The sequence below is a fragment of the Streptococcus suis genome (assembly GCF_046032515.1).
GTDB classification, from domain to species: Bacteria; Bacillota; Bacilli; order Lactobacillales; family Streptococcaceae; genus Streptococcus; species Streptococcus suis_AL.
Map to the genome: position 1 here is coordinate 1 of NZ_JARQPJ010000002.1, position 21,005 is coordinate 21,005.

Genomic DNA, 21,005 nt, shown 5'->3' on the forward strand with positions numbered 1-21,005 from the left:
CATAAAGAAAGAGAGAACGAAGTTCGTCCTCTCTAGGTGTTAGCTTTTCATCTACCCACTACAGTTGACAAAGAGCCCTTTTTATTTTGATTTGATATAGTTGATACCGTCTGCTTTAGGAGCGACTGCTTTACCAAAGAAAGCAGACAGAGCAATAACAGTAATCAAATATGGTGCAATTTGAAGATAAACCGTTGGAATATCTTTCAATCCTGGTAATTGTCCACCCACTACTGCCAAACTTTGCGAAAGACCGAAGAATAGACTGGCAAGCATAGCGCCAATTGGATTCCACTTACCAAAAATTACAGCTGCTAGAGCGATGAAACCCGAACCTACGATTGTTGTTGCAGAGAAGTTGATATTCACTGATTGAGCACTTACAGCTCCACCAACACCACCAAGGAAACCAGCAATCAACACACCTGCATAACGCATGGCGTAGACATTGATTCCCAAAGTATCCGCTGCCTGCGGATGTTCACCTACTGAACGAAGACGCAAACCGAACTTGGTTTTATAAAGGATGAACCAAGCAAGAAATGCTGTTGCAATAGCTACATAACCCATCAAGCTTGTATTTTTGAAGAAAATTTCACCAATGATTGGAATATCTGCCAAGATAGGGAATGAAAATTTACCAAATGATTCAGTAATACTATCAGTTTGACCCTTATTATAGATAACCTTGACTAGGAAAACTCCCAATGCTGGAGCCAAAAGGTTCAACACCGTACCTGATACAACGTGGTCTGCACGGAAATTAATCGTCGCCATCGCATGAATAGCGGCAAAGACAACACCAGCAAGACCTCCTACAATAACAGCTAATAATGGAGTAGCATTACCAAATGTCCCTGCAAATTCGATATTGAAAACAACACCAGCAAAGGCACCGATAACCATGATTCCTTCTAGACCAACGTTTACAATACCACCGCGTTCAGAGAAAACTCCTCCAAGACTGGTAAAGATTAAGGGTGCTGAATAAATCAACATTTGCGAAATGAGTAAGGCAAGAATTGAAACATTCATCTTATTTCGCTCCTTTCGCTTTATTTCTAGATTTTAATAATTGTTCAAAAATAAATTTCACACCGATAAAGAAAATGATTGATGCAGTAACAACGTTGATCAATTCAGGTGGAATCTGTGCACGTACCATACCTGGGGCACCGACAGAAAGAACACCGAATAGAAAGGCAGCCAATGGAATACCTAACGGTGAATTAGAAGCTAAAAGCGCTACTGACATACCATTAAAACCAATATCCAAGTTACCGCTTTGGATGTAAACGTTTTGGAAAGTACCCAAACCTTGGATAGCTCCCCCAAGACCCGCAAGAGCACCTGAAATAATCATAGATAGAATAATTGTACGTTTCGCAGACATACCCGCATAATCCGATGCTGTTGGGTTAAGACCCACTGAGCGAATCTCAAAACCAAGAGTCGTTTTGGTCAATAGGAACCAAATCACAAAAACTGCAATAATGGCAAAGAAAATACCAATATTCATACGTGAGTTATCTGTCAATGCACGGAGCCACTCTGTTTGGTAAGAGGCATTTGCTGACACGTTAACTGTCGAGTCTGTATTCTTCATCAAACTATCTGCAAATACATCACGAATGATATAGTTACATGAATAGAGTAAGATGTAGTTCATCATAATCGTAACGATAACTTCACTTGTTCCCAAATAGGCACGTAGAATACCTGGAATAGCTCCAGCAATACCGCCTGCCAACATAGCAATCAAGACTGTTCCCAAAATCAAAACTGGACGTGGTAAGTCAGGATTCGCCAAGGCAAACCATCCAGCAAAAACCCAACCAACATAGGCCTGACCAGACAAACCAACGTTGAAGAAACCTGCACGACTAGCTACTGCGAAACCGAGAGCAGTGAAAACAAGTGGTGCCATTGCACGGAAAATTTCACCAATTGATTTGATATTACCAAAAGCTGAATAGAATAACTCTTCATAGCCCCAAAGTGGATCGTAGCCAAAAACAAGCATGACAATCGCTCCAAGTAGGATACCACTGACCACAGCCATTAATGGAAGGGCCAAATTCTTATATTTATTAAGCATGTTCTTCTCCCTTCTCAATATGTCCACCTGCCATCAAGACACCCAACTCTTGTTTATTGGTCTTAGCAGGTTCAACAATACCATGGATGACACCATCATGGATAACAGCAATTCTATCTGATACATCCAAAATTTCATCCAATTCGAAGCTGACAACAAGAACAGCCTTACCCTTATCACGTTCTGCAATGAGACGCTTACGAATATACTCAATAGCACCAACGTCCAAACCGCGTGTTGGTTGGCTAACAATGAAAAGGTCTGGGTTGCGATCGATTTCACGCGCGATGATAGCTTTTTGCTGGTTACCGCCTGAAAGAGCCTTGATTGGAACGAGTTCACTCGCCCCACGAACGTCAAATTCTTCCATTAACGCGCGTGCTTTTTCATTAATGATATTATAGTTCAAGATACCATTTTTTGAAATCGGTTCTTTATAGTAAGTTTGAAGCGCAAAGTTCTCAGCAACAGTCATCGGAAGAACGAGTCCATCGCGATGACGATCTTCGGGAACGTGGCTCACTTGCATTTCTGTAATTTTACGTGGAGTTTTACCAACTACTTCCTCACCTTTGATAGTGATTGAACCAGATTTTACCTTACGTAAACCAGTGATTGCCTGAATCAACTCACTTTGACCGTTTCCGTCGATACCGGCAATACCAACAACCTCACCTGCTCGAACATCAAGCGATAAGCCCTTAACTGCTGGGATACCGCGGTTTTCATTGACAACCAAATCCTTAATTGATAAAATGACTTCTTTAGGACTCGCTTCAACTTTCTCTGTTTTAAAGGAAACGGAACGTCCAACCATCCACTCAGCCAAATCTTGGTTTGTTGCTCCTTCAACGGCAACTGTTTCGATTGATTTACCTCGACGAATAACTGTTACAGTATCGGCAACTGCACGAATTTCATCCAATTTGTGCGTAATCAAAATAATAGATTTACCTTCTTCAACCAAGGCTTTCATAATTTTCAAGAGCTCTGCAATTTCCGCGGGGGTCAATACAGCTGTCGGCTCATCAAAAATTAAAAGGTCTGCTCCACGGTAAAGTGTTTTAAGGATTTCTACACGTTGCTGTGCACCTACAGAAATATCTGCAACCTTTGCAGTCGGATCAACTTCAAGACCATATTTAGCAGAAAGTTCTTTAATTTCTGCGATAGCTTTTTTAAGGTCAATCACGCCACCTTTGGTGGTTTCAGAACCAAGAATGATGTTCTCAGCAACTGTGAAAGCATCAACCAACATAAAATGTTGGTGCACCATACCAATACCCAATTGAGCAGCTTTGGATGGAGAGTCAATCTTCACGGATTGACCGTTGATAACAATTTCACCGCTTGTAGGTTCCAACAAGCCAGCAAGCATGTTCATCAGAGTAGATTTACCCGCACCATTCTCACCAAGAAGAGCATGGATTTCACCACGTCTGACATTCAAATTGATGTGGTCATTTGCTACAAATTCACCAAATATCTTAGTGATATTGCGCATTTCAATGACATAATCCTTAGTCATAATCTATTATCCTTTCTGACTATAGCCTTCTGAAAATTCTTCATCAACTATACCATTTTTGTCAGTAAAACCTACCATAGCTGATAGGCTTTACTGAGAAAAATCTCAGCCCGAAAACGGCGACCCCGTCGGGTCGCCGAATCGGAATTGTCGAAAAGAAATTCATTAAGGTTTTTCAGGAACTTCTACTTTACCATCCAAGATAGCTTGCTTAGCATCTGCAACTGCTTTAGAAGCATCTTCTGAAAGGTTAGTTTCTGCCAATTCAACACCTTTATCTTTCAATGAGAATTGAAGTACTTGACCACCAGGGAATTCACCTGCAACAGCTTTAGTTGCAATATCTTTAACTGAAGTACCAACTTGTTTCAATGTTGAAGCCAATACAAAGTTAGAAGACTTACCATCTTTAGAAGTGTATTCACCTTCTGCTGATTGGTCACGGTCAACTCCGATTACCCAAACTTTATCTGCTTCATTACGAGTTTCATTTTCTGCTTTAGCAGCAGCAAATACACCGTTACCAGTACCACCAGAAGCGTGGAAGATCACGTCTGCACCTGCAGCATATTGAGCAGCTGCAAGAGTTTGACCTTTAGCAGCATCACCAAATGAACCTGCATAGTCAACTGTAATCTTGATGTCTTTGTTTACAGACTTAGCACCCGCAACGAAACCAGCTTCAAAGCGATCGATGATAACACCTTCCATACCACCGATGAAACCTACGTGGTTTGTTTTAGTTGACTTAGCTGCAGCAACACCAGCAAGATATGATGCTTCATGGTCTGCGAAACCTACGCTGACTACGTTGTCTTGATCTGGAACAACACTATCCACGATTACATAGTGTGTGTCAGGATTATTTGGTGCAACCTCAGCAATCGCACTCTCCAAGGCAAAACCAATACCGAACACAAGGTTGTAACCACCAGCAACAGCTGAATCAAGGTTTGTAATGTATTCTGATTCATTAGCTGATTGGAAGTAATCGTAGCCATTACCTTTAGAAAGACCAGCTGCATTACCCCATTCTTGAAGACCTTCCCATGCAGATTGGTTGAATGAACGGTCATCAACACCACCAATGTCAGTAACGATAGCAGCTTTCACAGATGTGTCTGCTGATGAAGATGCTTCTGAGCTACTGCTTTTTGAAGCACGGTTACCACATGCAGCCAAAGATACAGCCGCAACAGCTGCTAGACCAAGTCCAACAAGTTTCTTGTTCATTTCTGAACCCTCCTAAAAATCTTTTTGCAACTACATTGTTGCAGAGTAATATTGCTACAGTCAAATGACTGTCATACAGACTAGGTTAAGTCTGTAAAGGAATATGGAAGTAATTCCCCGACTGTCATCTCGACTGTCGATTGATCTTTAGCGACCAAGGTCACTTTTAAATCCTTATCAAAAAATTCTGCCATAACTTGGCGACAAGCTCCACAAGGAGATATTGGCTTTTCTGTTTCGCCATAAATAATGATTTCAGAAAAATCTTTCACACCTTCAGAAATGGCCTTGAAAATAGCTGTCCTTTCAGCGCAATTGGTCAAACCAAAGCTTGCATTTTCAATATTTACACCCGTAAATATTTCCCCTGTCTTAGCTACAAGAACTGCACTAACTGGAAACTTTGAGTACGGTACGTATGCTTTTTGACTGTTTTTTACAGCTAATTCAATTAAATCAATAGTCTCCATCCGCCTGTGCTCCATTCATGATTGCCACGCCTGATGACGCACCAATACGAGACGCTCCTGCTTCGATAAAGGCAATGGCATCTTCATACGAACGTGCACCACCTGAAGCCTTCACTCCCATGTCAGGACCTACTGTTTTTCTCATTAAGGCAACATCCGCTACTGTGGCACCGCCTGTAGAAAATCCTGTAGATGTTTTAACATAGTCCGCACCAGCTTCTTGAGATAATTGACAAGCTTTCACTTTCTCATCATCAGTAAGGAGGCATGCTTCGATGATAACTTTGACTAGTTTATCACCACTTGCTGCTACAACAGCTTTAATATCCTCCAAAACCAAATCGTAATTTCCAGTTTTCAGAGCACCGATATTAATAACCATGTCAATCTCATCTGCTCCATTTGAAATTGCATCTTTTGTTTCGAATGCTTTTACAGCAGGTGTGTTTGCTCCGAGAGGGAAACCAATAACCGTACAAACTTTTACATCACTATCTTTCAAGCTTTCAGCTGCTAAAGCAACCCAAGTTGGGTTAACACAGACACTTGCAAAATCATATTCTTTTGCTTCTGCCAAAATCTTTTCAACCTGCTCTCGTGTTGTCTCAGGTTTCAAGATTGTATGGTCAATATATTTATTCAATTTCATAGTTTTCTCCGTATATTAAGAAATAATCTCTATGATTTCTTTCGTTTTTACACTTTCTTTATCTATTTTAACATTTTTTTGGAAATTTGTAAGCATATTTTCCGAAATATTTTCATTGGCATAAATCGTTGCAATTTGTTCACCCTTAGAAACAGCTTCCCCTACTTTCTTATGGAAGACAATACCTGTTTCATAATCTAAATCGTCTGTCTTGACTGCGCGACCTGCACCAAGTTTCATTGCAAAGAGACCGAATTCCAACGCAGGAAGCCCTACAAGGTATCCATCCTCCTCCGCAAGAACTGGAACTTGCTGTGTAACCTGAACTGGACGATATAAATCTTCTAAGTCACCACCTTGAGCAAGGACCATCTCTTCAAATTTCTTCAAAGCTGCACCATTGTCAATATGTTGGCGTACTTCTTCAATGCTTTTCTCAACATTTGCAAGCCCCAACATAATTTGGGCTAATTCACAGATAAATTCGGTAACATCTTCTCGACCTTTACCCCGTAAAATTTCAATAGCCTCTAAAATTTCCAAACGATTTCCAATCGAAGTTCCAACTGGTTGAGACATGTCAGTCAAAACAGCAACGGTCTTACGCCCAACCGCCTTGCCAAGATCAACCATGGTTTGAGCTAGAATCCGTGCTTCTTCAATGGTCTTCATGAAGGCGCCTTCTCCCACTGTTACATCTAGAAGAATCGCATCCGCACCTGCGGCAATTTTCTTAGACATTACCGAGCTGGCAATCAGTGGAATAATGTCAACGGTTGCTGTCACATCTCGAAGGGCATAGAGCAATTTATCAGCTTTAACAAGATTGTCTGACTGACCAATAACTGCAACACCAGTATCTTGAACTTGCTTGATAAAATCTTCTTGACTAACTTCAATCTGGTATCCTTTGATTGACTCTAACTTATCCAAGGTTCCGCCAGTATGACCAAGTCCACGACCGCTCATCTTTGCAACTGGAATATCAAAACTTGCTACCAATGGCGCTAAGATGAGTGTGACCTTATCTCCGACACCACCTGTAGAATGCTTATCTACCTTGATGCCTGGAATTGCAGACAAATCAATCTGTTCACCCGTTGCAACCATAGACATTGTCAAATCAGAAATCTCACATGTTGACATCCCTTTGAAATAAATCGCCATCGCCAAGGCTGACATTTGATAATCCGGTACTGTCCCAGCTACATATCCATCAATCAACCATTTGATTTCTTCAGACGATAGTTCTAAGCCATCACGCTTTTTTTGAATTAAATCAACTGCTCTCATTCTCTCACACTTTCAAGGATGTAGTAACCCTTGTCTTTCTTTATAATCTGACAGTTGCCGAACACCTCTTCCATCTTAGCCTTGGCACTCGGTGCACCTTGTTTCTTTTGAATGACAATGGTCAAGGTTCCGTTTGCCTCTAAGCGTTGAAAAGCGCCAGCAATTACTTCATGTACAACCGATTTTCCGGCCCGAATAGGTGGATTTGAAACAATATGATTGAATGTTTCGTCCACGTTTTCGTAGATATTGGACTGATAAATTTTAGCGGTAACACCATTCCTCTCAGCATTTTTTGTAGCTAAATCCAAAGCTCTGCTATTAATATCAATCAGTGTTGTCTTGGTGCTGAACACCTTAGCAAGTGTCAAACCAATTGGTCCATAACCACAACCAACATCCAACACCGATGCCCCTTTTTCAAAATGAAGGGTTTTTAAAAGCACTTGACTACCATAATCAACCATCTTCTTGCTAAAAACACCTGCATCTGTCATGAAAGACATTGGGGTGTCTAGTAAGTTTACGTGGATCTCATGAATATCATGTGCTACTGTAGGATTTTTTTCGTAATACATATTGGACATGTACTTATTATAACATTTCCTAAAAACGTTTTCAAGAGTTTTTCTTACATGAAAAGTATGATAAAATGAAATCGATATTGAAACGCTTACCTACAGGAAGAATTATGTATGAAAAATGAATTTTTAAATTTTGAACAAATTGACCGAGCCACTTGGCAACAACTACATCGTAAGACTACCATTCCACTTAGTCAAAGTGAACTAAATTCTATTAAAAGTTTTAACGACCGCATTCAATTACATGAGGTTTCTGACATCTATCTTCCTTTGGTTAATCTTATCCATATCTATCGGAAAGCACGCAAAGACCTCAATTTTACGAAGAGTTTATTTCTACAGAAAACTATCAAGCCTCAACCATTTATCATTGGCGTTTCCGGAAGTGTTGCTGTCGGCAAATCAACAACTAGTAGATTGCTGCAAATTCTTATTGCTCGGACATTTAAACACGCCAAGGTTGAATTAGTGACAACAGATGGTTTTCTCCATCCAAATGCAGTCTTAGAAGAACGGCAACTGTTAAATAAAAAAGGTTTTCCTGAATCCTATGACATGGAGAAATTGATTGATTTCCTTGATAAGATAAAAAACGGCTACGACTGCCAAATTCCTGTCTATTCACATGAAATCTATGATATTGTCCCCAACAAAACTCAGGATATTAAGTCTCCAGATTTCTTGATTGTTGAAGGAATCAATGTATTTCAAAATCCACAAAACCAGCGCCTCTATGTCAGTGACTATTTTGACCTGTCTATATACGTTGACGCTGATGTGGAGCATATTGAAACCTGGTACTTGGAGCGATTCCAAAAATTATTGACATTGGCAAAAAACGACCCTAACAACTATTACCATCGTTTTACCCAGATGACATACCCTGAGATTCTATCTATTGCCCAGAATACTTGGAAAAATATTAATCTAGCTAACTTAGAAAAATTCATTGAACCAACCAGAAACCGTGCTGATATTATTCTTCATAAGGCTGAAAACCATGAGATTGATAAAATTTATCTAAAAAAATAAATTTCACTTGTCAAAAATACTCTTTTCAGATATAATGGTATAGTTAGTACAAGAAAGGGTGGAGGTGAAACCATTGGCAAACATTAAGTCAGCTATCAAACGCGCTGAATTGAACGTTAAACAAAACGAGAAAAACTCAGCACAAAAATCAGCTATGCGTACTGCAATCAAAGCATTTGAAGCTAACCCATCTGAAGAGCTTTTCCGTGCTGCTAGTTCAGCAATCGATAAAGCAGAAACTAAAGGTTTGATTCACAAAAACAAAGCAAGCCGCGATAAAGCACGTCTTGCATCAAAACTTGCTTAATTAAAAGAGAAACCTTTGGGTTTCCTTTTTTTTATTTTTTCCATCATAAGGAGGCGGGACAAAGTGGAACAGTTTTCCCGCGATGACTAACATCATTAACTCGTCAATCACAAAGCCCTCACTAAGATTATACACCTAGTGAGGGCTTTATGTTTGTTTTCATTATTCTGTGGGTGAGGGCGGAGCCATCATGGATGTCTTTCCCACTCCCTATTTTTTATTACTAGGGAAGAACACGCTCCTAGAGATTCAAACTAATTCGTTAAAACCAATCTGCTAGTTCAAATGTATAGGTTTGGTCATTATAATAGTACTGATACTCTCCTACATCGCCCAAAGCCTGAAAAATAGCATTATTTTCAGTAGAGGCCAATGTAATCATTTGTTGCATTGCTTCTGCTGTTCCGAATTGCAAGACTACTTTATCCGTACCTTGTAGTCGCTGGTCAGTGATGGACTGTAAAACTGCAGCTTCATCACAGCTTGTGAAATAAACTCCCTTTTGAACATAGTAATTCAATGAATTATCTGTACACTTTGGATAGGTCAATGCTCTAGGTTCGTAATATTGTTCTTCTCCCCAGTAGTCGAGTAGGTCGGTATCAACAATCCTACTTCTCTCTAATATTTCATCAGGGACACATAGATAATCGTATGAAATATCTGTATGCGCTTCTCCACTTATAGCTTGATCAAAAACTGGATCTCCCCAAGTCGTATCGACACCATAGTATTGTCCATTTATCTTGACTAGATTCCAAGCATGCCCAAACTCACCGTTTTGCCCATTTTTTGCAATCCCTGTGACATAGATACAATCAATGCCTGCTTTTTTACATAGATATTGGAAGGTGCGACTATAGCCAGCACAAACGGATTTCTTATCTAATAGCACACTGGTAATTCCTTGGCTTCTCCACGTGACAGAGTTGGTCTGAAGGGCTTCAAGGTCGTAATCCGTTTGCTTTATAATCACCTCGTAAAAATACTTAACCTTCTCATAGTCCGACCCTGTTGGTGCCTGAGCAAGTATTTTATCCACTTCCTCTTCTATTTTATTTCGTGTCGGAGATAAATCAGTCGGATACGCTGGCTCTTCTAAATCCAATATATCAACTCCGCCACTCATTGCCGCTTCATCTGTTAGCCAGTAAAATTCTGGATAATCATGAGCGGCAGAAAAATAGACGCGCGAATATATTTCATCATTAACAGAATCAATATCGATCACTTGCATCCGCTTGCTGAGCCCATTAACAAATTGGAGATAGACACGACGTTCCTTATCAGTATCCAATTGTTGGTAGTAGAAATTTCCTTGAACCTCTTCTTTTAATGCTGTTAATTCTGCTTCTAGTTGCTTTTTTTCTTTAGAAAATTCAATTTTAACTGCTTCCAAACGTTCACTCAGCTCTTGTCCTCCTCCTGAACAAGCAGAAAGGACTGTCGCCGATAATAATATGGTTAAAACGCCACGAGAAACTTTCCTCATATTTACCTCCATTCTTGTTTAAGTATAACATAATTAGGAGGCTTCTGACGAACTACACAAAAAATTAGACTAGAATTTTCCTAGCCTAATAATATTGTTTTATTTAGGTAATCCTACCTCAAAAATAGTTCCTTTCGGTTGGTTATCTCTAACAGAGATTTTCCCACCTAGTGTCTTGATAATTTGCTGAGCCAGCGATAATCCTAGACCGAAACCACCTTTTTGACGCGTTCTGGCCTTATCAACTCGATAAAAGCGATCAAAGATTTTCTTCTTATCGGCATCGCTGATTCCCAAACCATTGTCGGCAACTGTGAAGTAGACAGATTTATCCTTGATATTAGCTGTAATTTGAATTCTGCCATCATCGTCGGTATACTTCATTGCATTATCAAATAAAATGGTAAGCAACTGTTTAATCAGGACCTTGTCTGTTCGAATCGGCTGATGAATCAAATTATTAACTGTTAGTGTTTTTCCATTTTCTTCGGCAATCATAAGGTAATTAGCAAAGATTTCATCAAAATAGTTAGGTTGGACATTGATCATATCGACTTTTAAGCCATCATCACGACGAGCCAAATTGAGCAGGTTCGTTGTCAATAATCGCATATTTCGGACTTCTTCTAAACTAGATCCGATGCTTTCACTACTCTCTAAAATCGTCGCTTCGGGATGGCGAAATAGGCTCTCCAAGCGATTTTGGAGAACAGCCAACGGCGTACGCAACTCATGACTAGCATTTTCAACAAAGTCTTTTTGCTTTTGATAGCTAATTAGAATCGGACGCATACTAAGATTTGATAGGTAAATACTAGCCAAGATAGAAATGAGCCAAGCTGATACCATAACAATAGCAACTGTCGATTCATAGGTCGCAATAGAAGATTTTATCTGGCTAACATTGACCAAAATTGTCGCACAAGTAATATCATAGTTCGAATAATAGCCCAAATCCGATGTAGATAGTTCAACCGTTATATAGCGGTAATGTTCCTCAGAACCAAATGGTGTTTCTAATGTTAACTCCTTGATTTCACCCAATTTTTCTTTATCAACCTTCAAATTAGACAAGCCTGTAAAGTTATCAGGATTCAAGAGCTCTCCACTCTTACTATAGAGCAGAACATGAGTATTAGTTCCCAGCCTCATTTGATGATTCCCCTTCATATCCTTTTGAGGTGGTTCTTGGACCGAAGAAGATGTTGAGGAAGATGTTGGAGATGAACTAGTCGCTGACGGCTGGTCATTTTCGTCCTGAATAATAAATTCAGAATCAGGCTCATAGGTCCGTGCAATCGCAAAACCAACCAGCATGGCTGGTTCATCTTTAATCCGATCTAGTGTATCATCTGTTGTTTGATACATGGTCGAACGCATAAGTTGGAATATGATAGCAGTCATTAGACCAAAGATCAATGTAAATACAGCAAAGTAGCGTATGAAGAAGGAAAAACTTTCCGTAGCTACTATCTTTTTATATCTCTTAAACATTCTTCAGAATGTAGCCGACACTGCGAAGGGTTTGCAGATTTTCTCCGAAGGTCGTTCCTTTCAATTTTTTACGAACTTTAGACACATAAACTTCTACTACTGAAATCGTTGTATCGCTATCAAATCCCCAGAGACGATCAAAAATCTGTGTCTTAGGTAGGATAACGTTCTGATTTTGTAGGAAGTAGACCAACAAATCAAACTCTTTACCCAGTAGTTCAACTTCTTTACCCTCTACCTTTGTGGTATTGGTCGCAAGGTCAACTGTCACATCACCATAGGTTAATAAATTATCATTGAATTTACCCGAACGTTTTAGGAGGGCTTGAATACGCATCTTCAATTCCTCCAGATAGAAAGGCTTGGTCAAATAATCATCTGCACCTAATTCAAATCCATGACCTTTATCCTCAAGACTTTCCTTGGCTGTTGTAATCAAGACAGGAGTTGTCACTCCTTTTTCACGCAATTCTTTCAAGACTTGGAAGCCATCTTTTTCAGGCAACATCAAATCCAAAAGAATCAAGTCATAGACTCCTGACTCAGCTTCGTAAATTCCTTCCTCTCCATCGAAGACTTGCATAACATCTGCAAAATCATCTAGGAAATCAAAAACGGAGTTGGATAGGCTTAAATCATCTTCTACCAACAAAATCTTTATCATGTCTATCTCCTTAACCTAATCTTTAAAAGACAATTCAAAGACACAAGTAAAAACTTGGTCTTTGAACATATTTTTTCACTTTAATAAGTTGCCTCTGCATTTCTGTCAGAGTTTAATTTATTATACCACTTATCTCAAATTTTTCCTATTGGTTTGAAGTGCTAGAACTACCTGAAATTTGTGCTTTTATTTCTTGATTCTTCTCTTTTAAAGCATTTACCTCATCTGAGGAAGTATTTGATTGTGTTGCACCACTTGTAGCATCTGGAGGGGTTGTCCCTTGAACAGGGGGCAGGCCTTGACTATTTCCATTCTGTCCTGGAGGCAGGCCTTGAGTGTTTCCATTTTGACCAGGTGGCATGCCTTGCATACCACCATTAGAGGCGGGCGGCATTTGATTACCTGCGATTGAATTAGCTTGTCCGTTCGTTGCTCCATTCTGAGCTAATGCCGCTTGGCTTTGTGTCGATACAGCTGTTGAAGATTTTGAAATGCTCACACCTCCAGCAAAACCTACAGTTGCTGCCGTAATAGCAACCGCTGCCAAAACTGTTTTCGACTGTGACTTTAATTGATTGATTATTGACATAAAATTCCTCTTTTCAATAAAATTTTTTCATAGCGAGTCTTTACTCACCTGATGACACGAACAGTATAGAATGAGAAACTTAAACCAAGCTAAAGATTCATTGCATTTTCCTTAAAGCAAACTAAAAGAAGTCCTTTCGGACTTCCATCTTACAATTCAGTGATGTCGCCTGTTCGTAGGTAAACAACCCACTCACAGATATTTTTAGCATAGTCACCAACACGTTCCAAGTAAGTCAAGACTTGGAAATAGTCACGACCAGCAACCAAGGATTCTGGATTCTTCTTGATTTCTTCTGTTGTTAATTCTTGGATGGCTGAATAAAAGTCATTGACGATTTCGTCACGAGCTGCCACTTCATAAGCGACCTCAACATCAGAGTTTGCTAGATATAGTTCGAGCGTTTCCTCCACAAGTTTGCGAACTTCTTTCCCCATTTTCTTGACTTCTTCCTCGACTACAGGAATGCGAACTTCGCCCTTCATCCGAATAGCAGCTTTTGCAATAGACACAGCATGATCCCCCATACGCTCCAAGTCGCTGGTTGCTTTTAAAACAGTGATAACACTCCGTAAATCTGTAGAAACTGGTTGTTGAAGGGCGATGATTTCAAGTGATTTTTTCTCCAATTTCACTTCGAAAGCATTAATTTTCTTATCTGCTTCAATGACTTCTTTTGCTAATTCACGATCATGTGTTGTAAAGGCACGAACGGCATTGTTGATTTGTGCCAACACTTCGTTCCCCATGGCGTAAAATTGGTTATGAAGTTTTCCTAATTCCTCTTCAAATTGAGCTCTTAACATGTGAACCTCTTTCTTTTTCTTATAGGCCTTAGCCGAACTTACCTGTAATGTAGTCTTCTGTTTCTTTATTGGCAGGATTCAAGAACATTTCTTTTGTCAGATTGTATTCTATCAAATCGCCATCAAGGAAGAAACCTGTTCGATCTGAAATACGTGATGCCTGTTGCATAGAACGTGTTACTAGCACCATTGTATACTTATCTTTCAGACCATAAAGTGTGTCCTCAATTTTACCAGCTGAGATTGGGTCAAGGGCTGATGTTGGCTCATCCAACAAAATAATTTTTGGGCTTGTTGCCAATACACGGGCCACACATACACGTTGCTGCTGACCACCTGAAAGTCCAACTGCTGAGTCATGCAAGCGATCTTTCACTTCATTCCAAATAGAAGCACCAATCAAAGAACGCTCAACTGCTTCGTCCAAGACCTGCTTGTCCTTGATACCGTTAATACGTAAACCATAAACGACATTCTCGTAGATAGACATCGGGAATGGGTTTGGTTGTTGGAATACCATACCGATTTCCTTACGAAGATCAACAGTATCCGTACGAGGACTGTATATGTTCTTTCCATTGTAATCAATCGCACCTGTCAATGTTACCTCTGGGTTTAAATCTCCCATACGGTTAATAGAACGCAAGAGGGTTGACTTACCAGAACCAGATGGTCCAATCAAAGCAGTAATTTCATTTGGATAGAAATCGATTGACACATTATTCAAGGCTTTCTTCTTGTTATAGTAAACAGACAAATCTTTTACTTGTAAAATAGGTGATGTCATTTGTTCCCTTTCTATCCAAAATGTCCTGAAACGTAGTCACTAGTTGACTTGAGTTTTGCATTCTGGAAGACGTTTGCTGTCTTATCATATTCAATCAAGTCACCCAGATAGAAGAAAGCTGTGTAATCACTTGCACGAGCTGCTTGTTGCATATTGTGCGTAACAATGATAATGGTGTAGTCCTTCTTCAATTCAAACATAGTTTCTTCTAACTGCATAGTCGCAATCGGGTCCAAGGCTGATGCAGGCTCATCCATAAGCAAGATTTGTGGTTTTACAGAGATAGCTCGTGCAATACACAAACGCTGTTGCTGTCCACCTGATAAGGTAAAGGCTGACTTGTGCAAGTCATCTTTTACCTGATCCCAAAGGGCTGCTTGTTTCAGAGAAGTTTCAACAATCTCATCCAAAACCTGCTTATCTTTCACGCCTGCACGTTCATGTGCGAATGTGATGTTGCGGTAAATCGATTTTGCAAATGGGTTGGGACGTTGGAATACCATTCCGATATGCTTACGAATTTCGTAAACATTCATATCTGGTCTATTGATGTCGATTCCTTCATAAAGAATTTGACCGGTTACCTTAGCAATATCGATCGTATCATTCATACGATTGAGACTGCGAAGATAGGTTGATTTACCACAGCCTGAAGGACCAATCAAGGCTGTAATTTTATTTTTCTCGAACTGCATATCAATGCCCTTGATGGCTTCATTTTTACCATAGTAAACATGAACATCTTTTGTTGAAAGGGCAATTTTTTCCTCTGGGAAAGTGATGATATGGCGTTCATTCCAGTTGTAATCTGCCATTTTTTCTCCTTATAAGTCAGACTTCTAGGCTGCTGAAGTCATTTTCGCATGAAGTTTCTTACCGATATATCGTGCAGAAAGGTTGAAAATCAAGATGAAGACCAAGAGGATCGCTGCTGAACCAGCAGAAACTTGGGTTGCATCTGGAATTGTACCTTCGCTGTTTACCTTCCAGATATGAACCGCAAGGGTTTCTGATTGACGGAAGATAGAAATCGGACTAGTAACACTCAATGGATTCCAGTTTGACCAGTCAAGAGCTGGAGCTGACTGACCAGCCGTGTAGATAAGAGCTGCTGCCTCACCGAAGATACGACCAGATGCCAAGACGATGCCTGTTACAATCCCTGGAAGTGCTTCTGGAATAACAACATGGAGAACAGTTTCCCAACGTGATAGACCAAGAGCCAATCCTGCTTCACGTTGTGTATGGTGAACGTGACGAAGGCTGTCCTCTACGTTACGCGTCATCTGTGGTAAGTTGAAGACTGTAAGAGCCAAGGCACCTGATAAGATAGAAAAACCGTACTCAAACTGAACAACGAAAATCAAGTAACCAAATAAACCAACGACAACGGACGGTAGGGATGATAAAATCTCAATACAGGTACGGATAAAGTTAGTCAATGGACCTTTTTTAGCATATTCAGCCAGATAAATACCTGCACCGGTTGACAAGGGAACAGAAATTAAGAGCGTTACAACCAATAGGAAGAATGAGTTGTAGAGCTGAATTCCAATACCACCACCAGCTTTGTAAGACGAAGATTTACTTGTCAAAAAATCCCAGCTTACATGTGGCAGACCACGTAGCAAGATGTAAAGAATCAGTGACGTCAAGATAACGACAATCACACCAGCGATTGAGTAAAGAATACCAGTCGCCAATTTATCAAATTTTTTAGCGTGCATAGTTTTTCTTACCCTCTCTTGTAATAAATTTCATAATCATGTTAAAGATAAGGCTCATCAAGAGCAAGACTAGGGCCAAGGACCATAGGACGTTGTTCTGAACAGTTCCCATAACCGTATTACCGATACCCATTGTCAAAACAGAAGTCAAAGTCGCTGCTGGCGTTGTCAAGGAAGTCGGGATAACCGCAGAGTTCCCCACTACCATCTGAATAGCCAAGGCTTCACCAAAGGCACGCGCCATACCAAAGATAACGGCCGTAAAAATACCTGGCTTAGCTGCGTTCAAAATAACACGCCAAATCGTCTGCCAGCGAGTGGCTCCCATAGCCAAACTTGCTTCGCGGTAGTGACGAGGTACTGCACGCAAACTGTCAACCGTCATAAAGGTTACTGTTGGCAAAATCATAACGAAAAGTACAAATACACCCGACAAGATACCGAAACCTGTTCCACCGAAGATTGAACGTACAAATGGCACAACTACTTGCAAACCAATGAAACCATATACAACCGATGGAATACCGACCAAAAGTTCGATAACAGGTTGTAAGATTTTTGCACCACGTTTTGGTGATATTTCTGTCATGAAGACTGCTGCACCGATTGCGATAGGGGTCGCAACAACAGCTGACAGAATCGTAACAATGAAAGAACCTGAAATCATTGGCAGGGCACCAAATATTTTCGAGCTTGGTTCCCACTTGCTTCCAAATAAGAAATCAGTGATGCTCACACCGTCAACAAAGAAAGTCGATAATCCACGCTGCGCAACGAAAATCAAAATCATTGCAACAATAAAGACAATCAATGACAGACAAAGGAATGTAATTACCTTACCAAACTTCTCTAATCGAGAGTTTTTAGATGGAGACGATAACTCTTTTGCTAGTTGTTCGTTTTTCATGCTTACTCCTTCTCAGACACCGTGCCATCAGCACTTTTCACAACTTTCATATCGTTGATAGAAATGTATCCCATGCTTTCAACGATACCATCTTGAACCTCATCTGACATCATGTAATCTAAAAATTCTTCTGTCAAATCAGTCGCTTTTCCCATCGTATACATATGCTCATAGGACCAAATTGGCCAATCATTTGTTGCTACATTTTCAGCGGTTGGTTCAAAACCGTTTAACTTAATTGTTTTAACGGAATCATCTAGATAAGCAAATGATAGGTAGGAAATTGCACCTGGTGTCTGAGCAACAATAGATTTTACCATACCGTTAGAATCTTGTTCTTGACTCTGAGCTGCGGTTTTTCCATCCATGATAACACTATCAAAGGTCGCACGTGAACCTGAACTAGCTGCACGGTTAATGATTGAAATTTCCAAATCCTTACCACCCAGCTCTTTCCAGTTGGTAATCTCACCAGTAAAAATTTTACGCAGATCTTCTGTAGTAATATTATCAACTGTGACTTTTTCATTGACAATCACAGCAAGACCTGCAACGGCAACTTGATGGTCTACCAATTTGCTGGCATCAATCCCTTCTTTTTCCTCAGCAAATACGTCAGAGTTACCAATCTGAACAGCTCCAGACTGAACTTGTGACAAGCCAGTACCTGACCCTCCACCCTGAACGTTGACGGATTTACCGATATTGACACTACCAAATTCATCTGCTGCTGCCTCAACAAGTGGTTGAAGCGCTGTCGAACCTACGGCTGTAATAGACTCTCCTCGATCGATCCAAGAAGAACAACCTGAAAGAGCCATACTACTCAAAAGAAACAAAGCTGCAATTCCAAGCTTCTGCTTTTTTTTCATTTCGTTTTTTCCTTTACATTTTTCAGTGGAATCTCCTAAAATTAACTCTGTATTTTACATAGAATTTACAAGATATTTCCACTCATCCACTATATCATATAAAAAGACAAGTTGCAAAAAAAATTTGCTGATTTATTTTAAAATCTCAGCCCTTTTGGAAAGCCATTTTTAAGCGTTCCAGATACAATTTTTGCGAAACCAAGACCGTTCCCCTGAACTGCTACCTGATACCAGCCATTAGATAAATCCTTGGACACAGCTATTGTATGTCCAGCAGTATAGGACGAGAATTCTTCTAAGCTGATTTCTACTCGATTTTTAACCTCCGAACTATGGAGTGCTAGACCTAAAGCAAAACTTGGTTCAAATCTTTTTTTCTTAAACGTCCCCAAGTGAAGACCATTTCGAGCAATCTTTACTTTTGACAAATCAGGAAGGCCGTGTGGCAGTAGATAGAGATTGTCCCCAAAAACCTGCAGTAAACCATCCAATTGAACCCTTAAATGCTTCTGTTCAAATTCTTTCCAGAGAGCTTGCTGTTCTCTATTCAAATTGGATTTTCCTGGTTTTAATTTTTTCTGACTGGCTTCCCCTAGAAATCTAAATTTGGCAACGAACTGACCTTCTCCTGCAAAATGGTGGGGATACATACGAGCAACTTCTGTATAACCGATTCCTTCTACCATTCCATTGATTTTAGGAATGTCTATCAGTTCCAAATCATATTGTTCTAAGAGCCAAGTCACTACTTCTTCATTTTCCTCTGGTGCCCAAGTGCAAGTAGAATAAATCAATTGACCATCTGGAGCCAACATGTTCAAGGCCGATTCTAAAATCTCTCTTTGTAAGCTTGCACATTGTGCTGGATAATGTTTGGACCAATATTGAATCGCATCGGGGTCTTTTCGAAACATCCCTTCACCTGAACAGGGAGCATCTAGGACAATCATATCGAAATATCCTGGAAAGACCTTTTCCAAGCGGTCTGCTGATTCATTTGTTACAACAACATTCCTCGCTCCGAAACGCTCAATATTTTCAGCCAAGATTTTTGCTCGTTTGTTGGAAATTTCATTACTAACCAAGAGCCCCGTATTTTCTAAGTATGAAAGCAAGTGAGTAGACTTTCCTCCTGGCGCTGCTGCCAAGTCCAACACTTTCATCCCTTTTTCCGGAGCTGCAATCTGACCGACAACCTGTGCAGCTGGCTCTTGTGAGTAGACTAAGCCAGTTACATGTTCTGGAGACTTTCCTGAGACCTTACCATAGTATGACCAAGTCATATTAGGGATTGGTTGCTCAAAATCCAATTGGCTTTCTTTAAGAGGATTTGTGCGAAATCCTGAGATTGGGTCTTGTTCGAAACTCTCAAAAAATGCTTGGGCTTCACTACCAAGCAAATGATTATATTTATCTATAAAATCCTGTGGCAATTGCATTAGAATATATACCCCTTCACTTCCTCAAGATGGGATTCTGATACTAGCATGACAAACTCTCGTTTATCATAGGCCAGACTCGGACCATCAAAACTTAACATGACTAAACCTAAAGAGGAACCAATAATACTGGCTGCTGCGTAGTCCCATGGACACAGATAAGAAGCATAGGCAAATAATCTTCCTTCCAGAACGTGGGCGAAACCAATTCCAGCACTTCCTACAGATCTTGTACCTAAACTTTGATTTGCTAATTCTGCCACTCCATGTGCATTGCCTGCATACAACTTTGCATTGATTCCTATCAAACTCTGGCGAAGAGGGCGCAGCTCTGGTTTTTTTAAGCGTTCTTGATTGCAATAAACAGGGAATGAATCTCCCCCATGGAAAAGTTTGTCTCGCATGACATCATAAATGATACCGAACTTTCCTACTCCATTTTCAAAATAGGCAATCATAATGGCAAAATCAGTTTTCTGAGCAATAAAATTTGTGGTGCCATCAATTGGATCAATAACCCAAACATTTCCTTCATGAATAGAAGAAACGTCCCCACCTTCCTCGCCTAAAATCCCATCACCTTGATAGCGAGATTGAATCTGTTTAGTCAGCATTTCTTGCACTTGTTTATCAAGGTGTGTTACCAAGTCTGTAAAGTCACCTTTTTCTTCAATCTGAAGATCATCATGTAAATGCTGTCGGAGAAAATTTCCAGCTTCCAGGACAATCGTTTGGGCAAAGTGATACTTAGTTTCCAAAACGAATAACTCCTTTCCCTTTATCTCGAGCAGCCTTAACAACTCGATAGGTTGAATAACCAGAAACTGCTTCAAAGTCACGATCAATTTGACGTTCCTGTCCCTTACTTTTAACAACATCTTTGAAGCTTTTATAACTAGCTAATATAGCTACCGCATCTGCTCCTTTTTCATAAGCTGCCTCCACCTGATTCAAAAAAGAAAGCACGGAGGAAATCTCCTCTGTGCTCCACGAAAAATCAAGTGGATATGAATAATTTTTGTTCATATCTGTTA

Annotated in this window: 23 protein-coding genes; 2 read left to right on the forward strand and 21 right to left on the reverse strand. The window is 40.1% G+C overall.

Annotated features, from left to right (window positions below; genetic code table 11):
- Positions 1-81 precede the first annotated feature (81 nt).
- The 8 genes from P7J49_RS01205 to P7J49_RS01240 all read right to left on the reverse strand — a co-directional run bounded on the left by P7J49_RS01205 (position 82) and on the right by P7J49_RS01240 (position 7,858).
- A complete protein-coding gene (locus P7J49_RS01205) occupies positions 82-1,035 on the reverse strand; it encodes an ABC transporter permease (protein WP_012775589.1) in 954 nt (317 codons plus the stop codon).
- A 1-nt stretch (position 1,036) separates the two neighbouring features.
- The gene (locus P7J49_RS01210; RefSeq protein WP_408568931.1) at positions 1,037-2,098 is read right to left on the reverse strand and encodes an ABC transporter permease; all 1,062 of its coding nucleotides are present in this window, start codon (positions 2,096-2,098) and stop codon (positions 1,037-1,039) included.
- On the reverse strand, positions 2,091-3,626 hold the full coding sequence (locus tag P7J49_RS01215) for an ABC transporter ATP-binding protein (protein WP_024415454.1): 1,536 nt from the start codon (positions 3,624-3,626) through the stop codon (positions 2,091-2,093). The genes P7J49_RS01210 and P7J49_RS01215 overlap by 8 nt, the downstream gene beginning before the upstream one ends.
- 165 nt (positions 3,627-3,791) lie before the next feature.
- Positions 3,792-4,859 carry a BMP family protein gene (locus P7J49_RS01220; RefSeq protein ID WP_002940836.1) on the reverse strand — a complete coding sequence of 356 codons (1,068 nt, stop codon included), beginning with the start codon at positions 4,857-4,859 and terminating at the stop codon, positions 3,792-3,794.
- A gap of 80 nt (positions 4,860-4,939) precedes the next feature.
- Complete coding sequence (locus P7J49_RS01225; RefSeq protein ID WP_024376490.1) at positions 4,940-5,329, reverse strand: cytidine deaminase; 390 nt, start codon at positions 5,327-5,329, stop codon at positions 4,940-4,942.
- Positions 5,316-5,978, reverse strand: a complete 663-nt coding sequence (gene deoC, locus P7J49_RS01230) for a deoxyribose-phosphate aldolase (RefSeq protein ID WP_099810524.1) — start codon at positions 5,976-5,978, stop codon at positions 5,316-5,318. Before deoC ends, P7J49_RS01225 begins: the two co-directional genes overlap by 14 nt.
- 15 nt (positions 5,979-5,993) lie before the next feature.
- Positions 5,994-7,271: a pyrimidine-nucleoside phosphorylase gene (locus P7J49_RS01235; protein WP_408568933.1), complete on the reverse strand. Its 1,278-nt coding sequence runs from the start codon at positions 7,269-7,271 to the stop codon at positions 5,994-5,996.
- Positions 7,268-7,858 carry a class I SAM-dependent methyltransferase gene (locus P7J49_RS01240; protein ID WP_024376492.1) on the reverse strand — a complete coding sequence of 197 codons (591 nt, stop codon included), beginning with the start codon at positions 7,856-7,858 and terminating at the stop codon, positions 7,268-7,270. Before P7J49_RS01240 ends, P7J49_RS01235 begins: the two co-directional genes overlap by 4 nt.
- Positions 7,859-7,966: 108 nt before the next feature.
- Here P7J49_RS01240 and coaA point away from each other — a divergent pair, with 108 nt between their 5' ends.
- Both coaA and rpsT read left to right on the forward strand, forming a co-directional pair.
- Positions 7,967-8,887, forward strand: coding sequence for a type I pantothenate kinase (coaA, locus tag P7J49_RS01245; protein WP_002940857.1), 921 nt, complete (start codon positions 7,967-7,969; stop codon positions 8,885-8,887).
- Between the two features lie 58 nt (positions 8,888-8,945).
- The gene (rpsT, locus tag P7J49_RS01250; RefSeq protein WP_012027069.1) at positions 8,946-9,194 is read left to right on the forward strand and encodes a 30S ribosomal protein S20; all 249 of its coding nucleotides are present in this window, start codon (positions 8,946-8,948) and stop codon (positions 9,192-9,194) included.
- A 262-nt stretch (positions 9,195-9,456) separates the two neighbouring features.
- Here rpsT and P7J49_RS01255 read toward each other — a convergent pair whose 3' ends face one another.
- The 13 genes from P7J49_RS01255 to P7J49_RS01315 all read right to left on the reverse strand — a co-directional run bounded on the left by P7J49_RS01255 (position 9,457) and on the right by P7J49_RS01315 (position 20,997).
- Entirely contained in the window at positions 9,457-10,686 is a 1,230-nt protein-coding gene (locus tag P7J49_RS01255; protein WP_408568935.1) for a transglutaminase domain-containing protein, read from the reverse strand.
- Between the two features lie 99 nt (positions 10,687-10,785).
- Positions 10,786-12,180 carry a sensor histidine kinase gene (locus P7J49_RS01260; protein WP_408568936.1) on the reverse strand — a complete coding sequence of 465 codons (1,395 nt, stop codon included), beginning with the start codon at positions 12,178-12,180 and terminating at the stop codon, positions 10,786-10,788.
- Positions 12,173-12,844, reverse strand: a complete 672-nt coding sequence (locus P7J49_RS01265) for a response regulator (RefSeq protein ID WP_172028895.1) — start codon at positions 12,842-12,844, stop codon at positions 12,173-12,175. Before P7J49_RS01265 ends, P7J49_RS01260 begins: the two co-directional genes overlap by 8 nt.
- 145 nt (positions 12,845-12,989) lie before the next feature.
- Positions 12,990-13,433 carry a hypothetical protein gene (locus tag P7J49_RS01270; protein ID WP_408568938.1) on the reverse strand — a complete coding sequence of 148 codons (444 nt, stop codon included), beginning with the start codon at positions 13,431-13,433 and terminating at the stop codon, positions 12,990-12,992.
- A 149-nt stretch (positions 13,434-13,582) separates the two neighbouring features.
- On the reverse strand, positions 13,583-14,239 hold the full coding sequence (gene phoU / locus P7J49_RS01275; RefSeq protein WP_002940865.1) for a phosphate signaling complex protein PhoU: 657 nt from the start codon (positions 14,237-14,239) through the stop codon (positions 13,583-13,585).
- 28 nt (positions 14,240-14,267) lie between these two features.
- Positions 14,268-15,026: a phosphate ABC transporter ATP-binding protein PstB gene (pstB, locus tag P7J49_RS01280; protein WP_002937614.1), complete on the reverse strand. Its 759-nt coding sequence runs from the start codon at positions 15,024-15,026 to the stop codon at positions 14,268-14,270.
- 11 nt (positions 15,027-15,037) lie between these two features.
- On the reverse strand, positions 15,038-15,841 hold the full coding sequence (gene pstB / locus P7J49_RS01285; protein WP_222297120.1) for a phosphate ABC transporter ATP-binding protein PstB: 804 nt from the start codon (positions 15,839-15,841) through the stop codon (positions 15,038-15,040).
- A gap of 24 nt (positions 15,842-15,865) precedes the next feature.
- Positions 15,866-16,753, reverse strand: a complete 888-nt coding sequence (gene pstA, locus P7J49_RS01290; protein WP_014635996.1) for a phosphate ABC transporter permease PstA — start codon at positions 16,751-16,753, stop codon at positions 15,866-15,868.
- Positions 16,743-17,660 (reverse strand): phosphate ABC transporter permease subunit PstC, encoded by a 918-nt coding sequence (gene pstC, locus P7J49_RS01295; protein ID WP_002937619.1) that lies wholly within the window; start codon positions 17,658-17,660, stop codon positions 16,743-16,745. Before pstC ends, pstA begins: the two co-directional genes overlap by 11 nt.
- Positions 17,661-17,662: 2 nt before the next feature.
- Positions 17,663-18,532 (reverse strand): phosphate ABC transporter substrate-binding protein PstS family protein, encoded by an 870-nt coding sequence (locus P7J49_RS01300; protein WP_408568940.1) that lies wholly within the window; start codon positions 18,530-18,532, stop codon positions 17,663-17,665.
- Between the two features lie 137 nt (positions 18,533-18,669).
- A complete protein-coding gene (locus tag P7J49_RS01305) occupies positions 18,670-19,971 on the reverse strand; it encodes an RsmF rRNA methyltransferase first C-terminal domain-containing protein (RefSeq protein ID WP_408568942.1) in 1,302 nt (433 codons plus the stop codon).
- On the reverse strand, positions 19,971-20,729 hold the full coding sequence (locus tag P7J49_RS01310) for an inositol monophosphatase family protein (protein WP_099831321.1): 759 nt from the start codon (positions 20,727-20,729) through the stop codon (positions 19,971-19,973). Before P7J49_RS01310 ends, P7J49_RS01305 begins: the two co-directional genes overlap by 1 nt.
- Positions 20,719-20,997: a UPF0223 family protein gene (locus P7J49_RS01315; RefSeq protein ID WP_024379624.1), complete on the reverse strand. Its 279-nt coding sequence runs from the start codon at positions 20,995-20,997 to the stop codon at positions 20,719-20,721. Before P7J49_RS01315 ends, P7J49_RS01310 begins: the two co-directional genes overlap by 11 nt.
- Between the last annotated feature and the right edge of the window lie 8 nt (positions 20,998-21,005).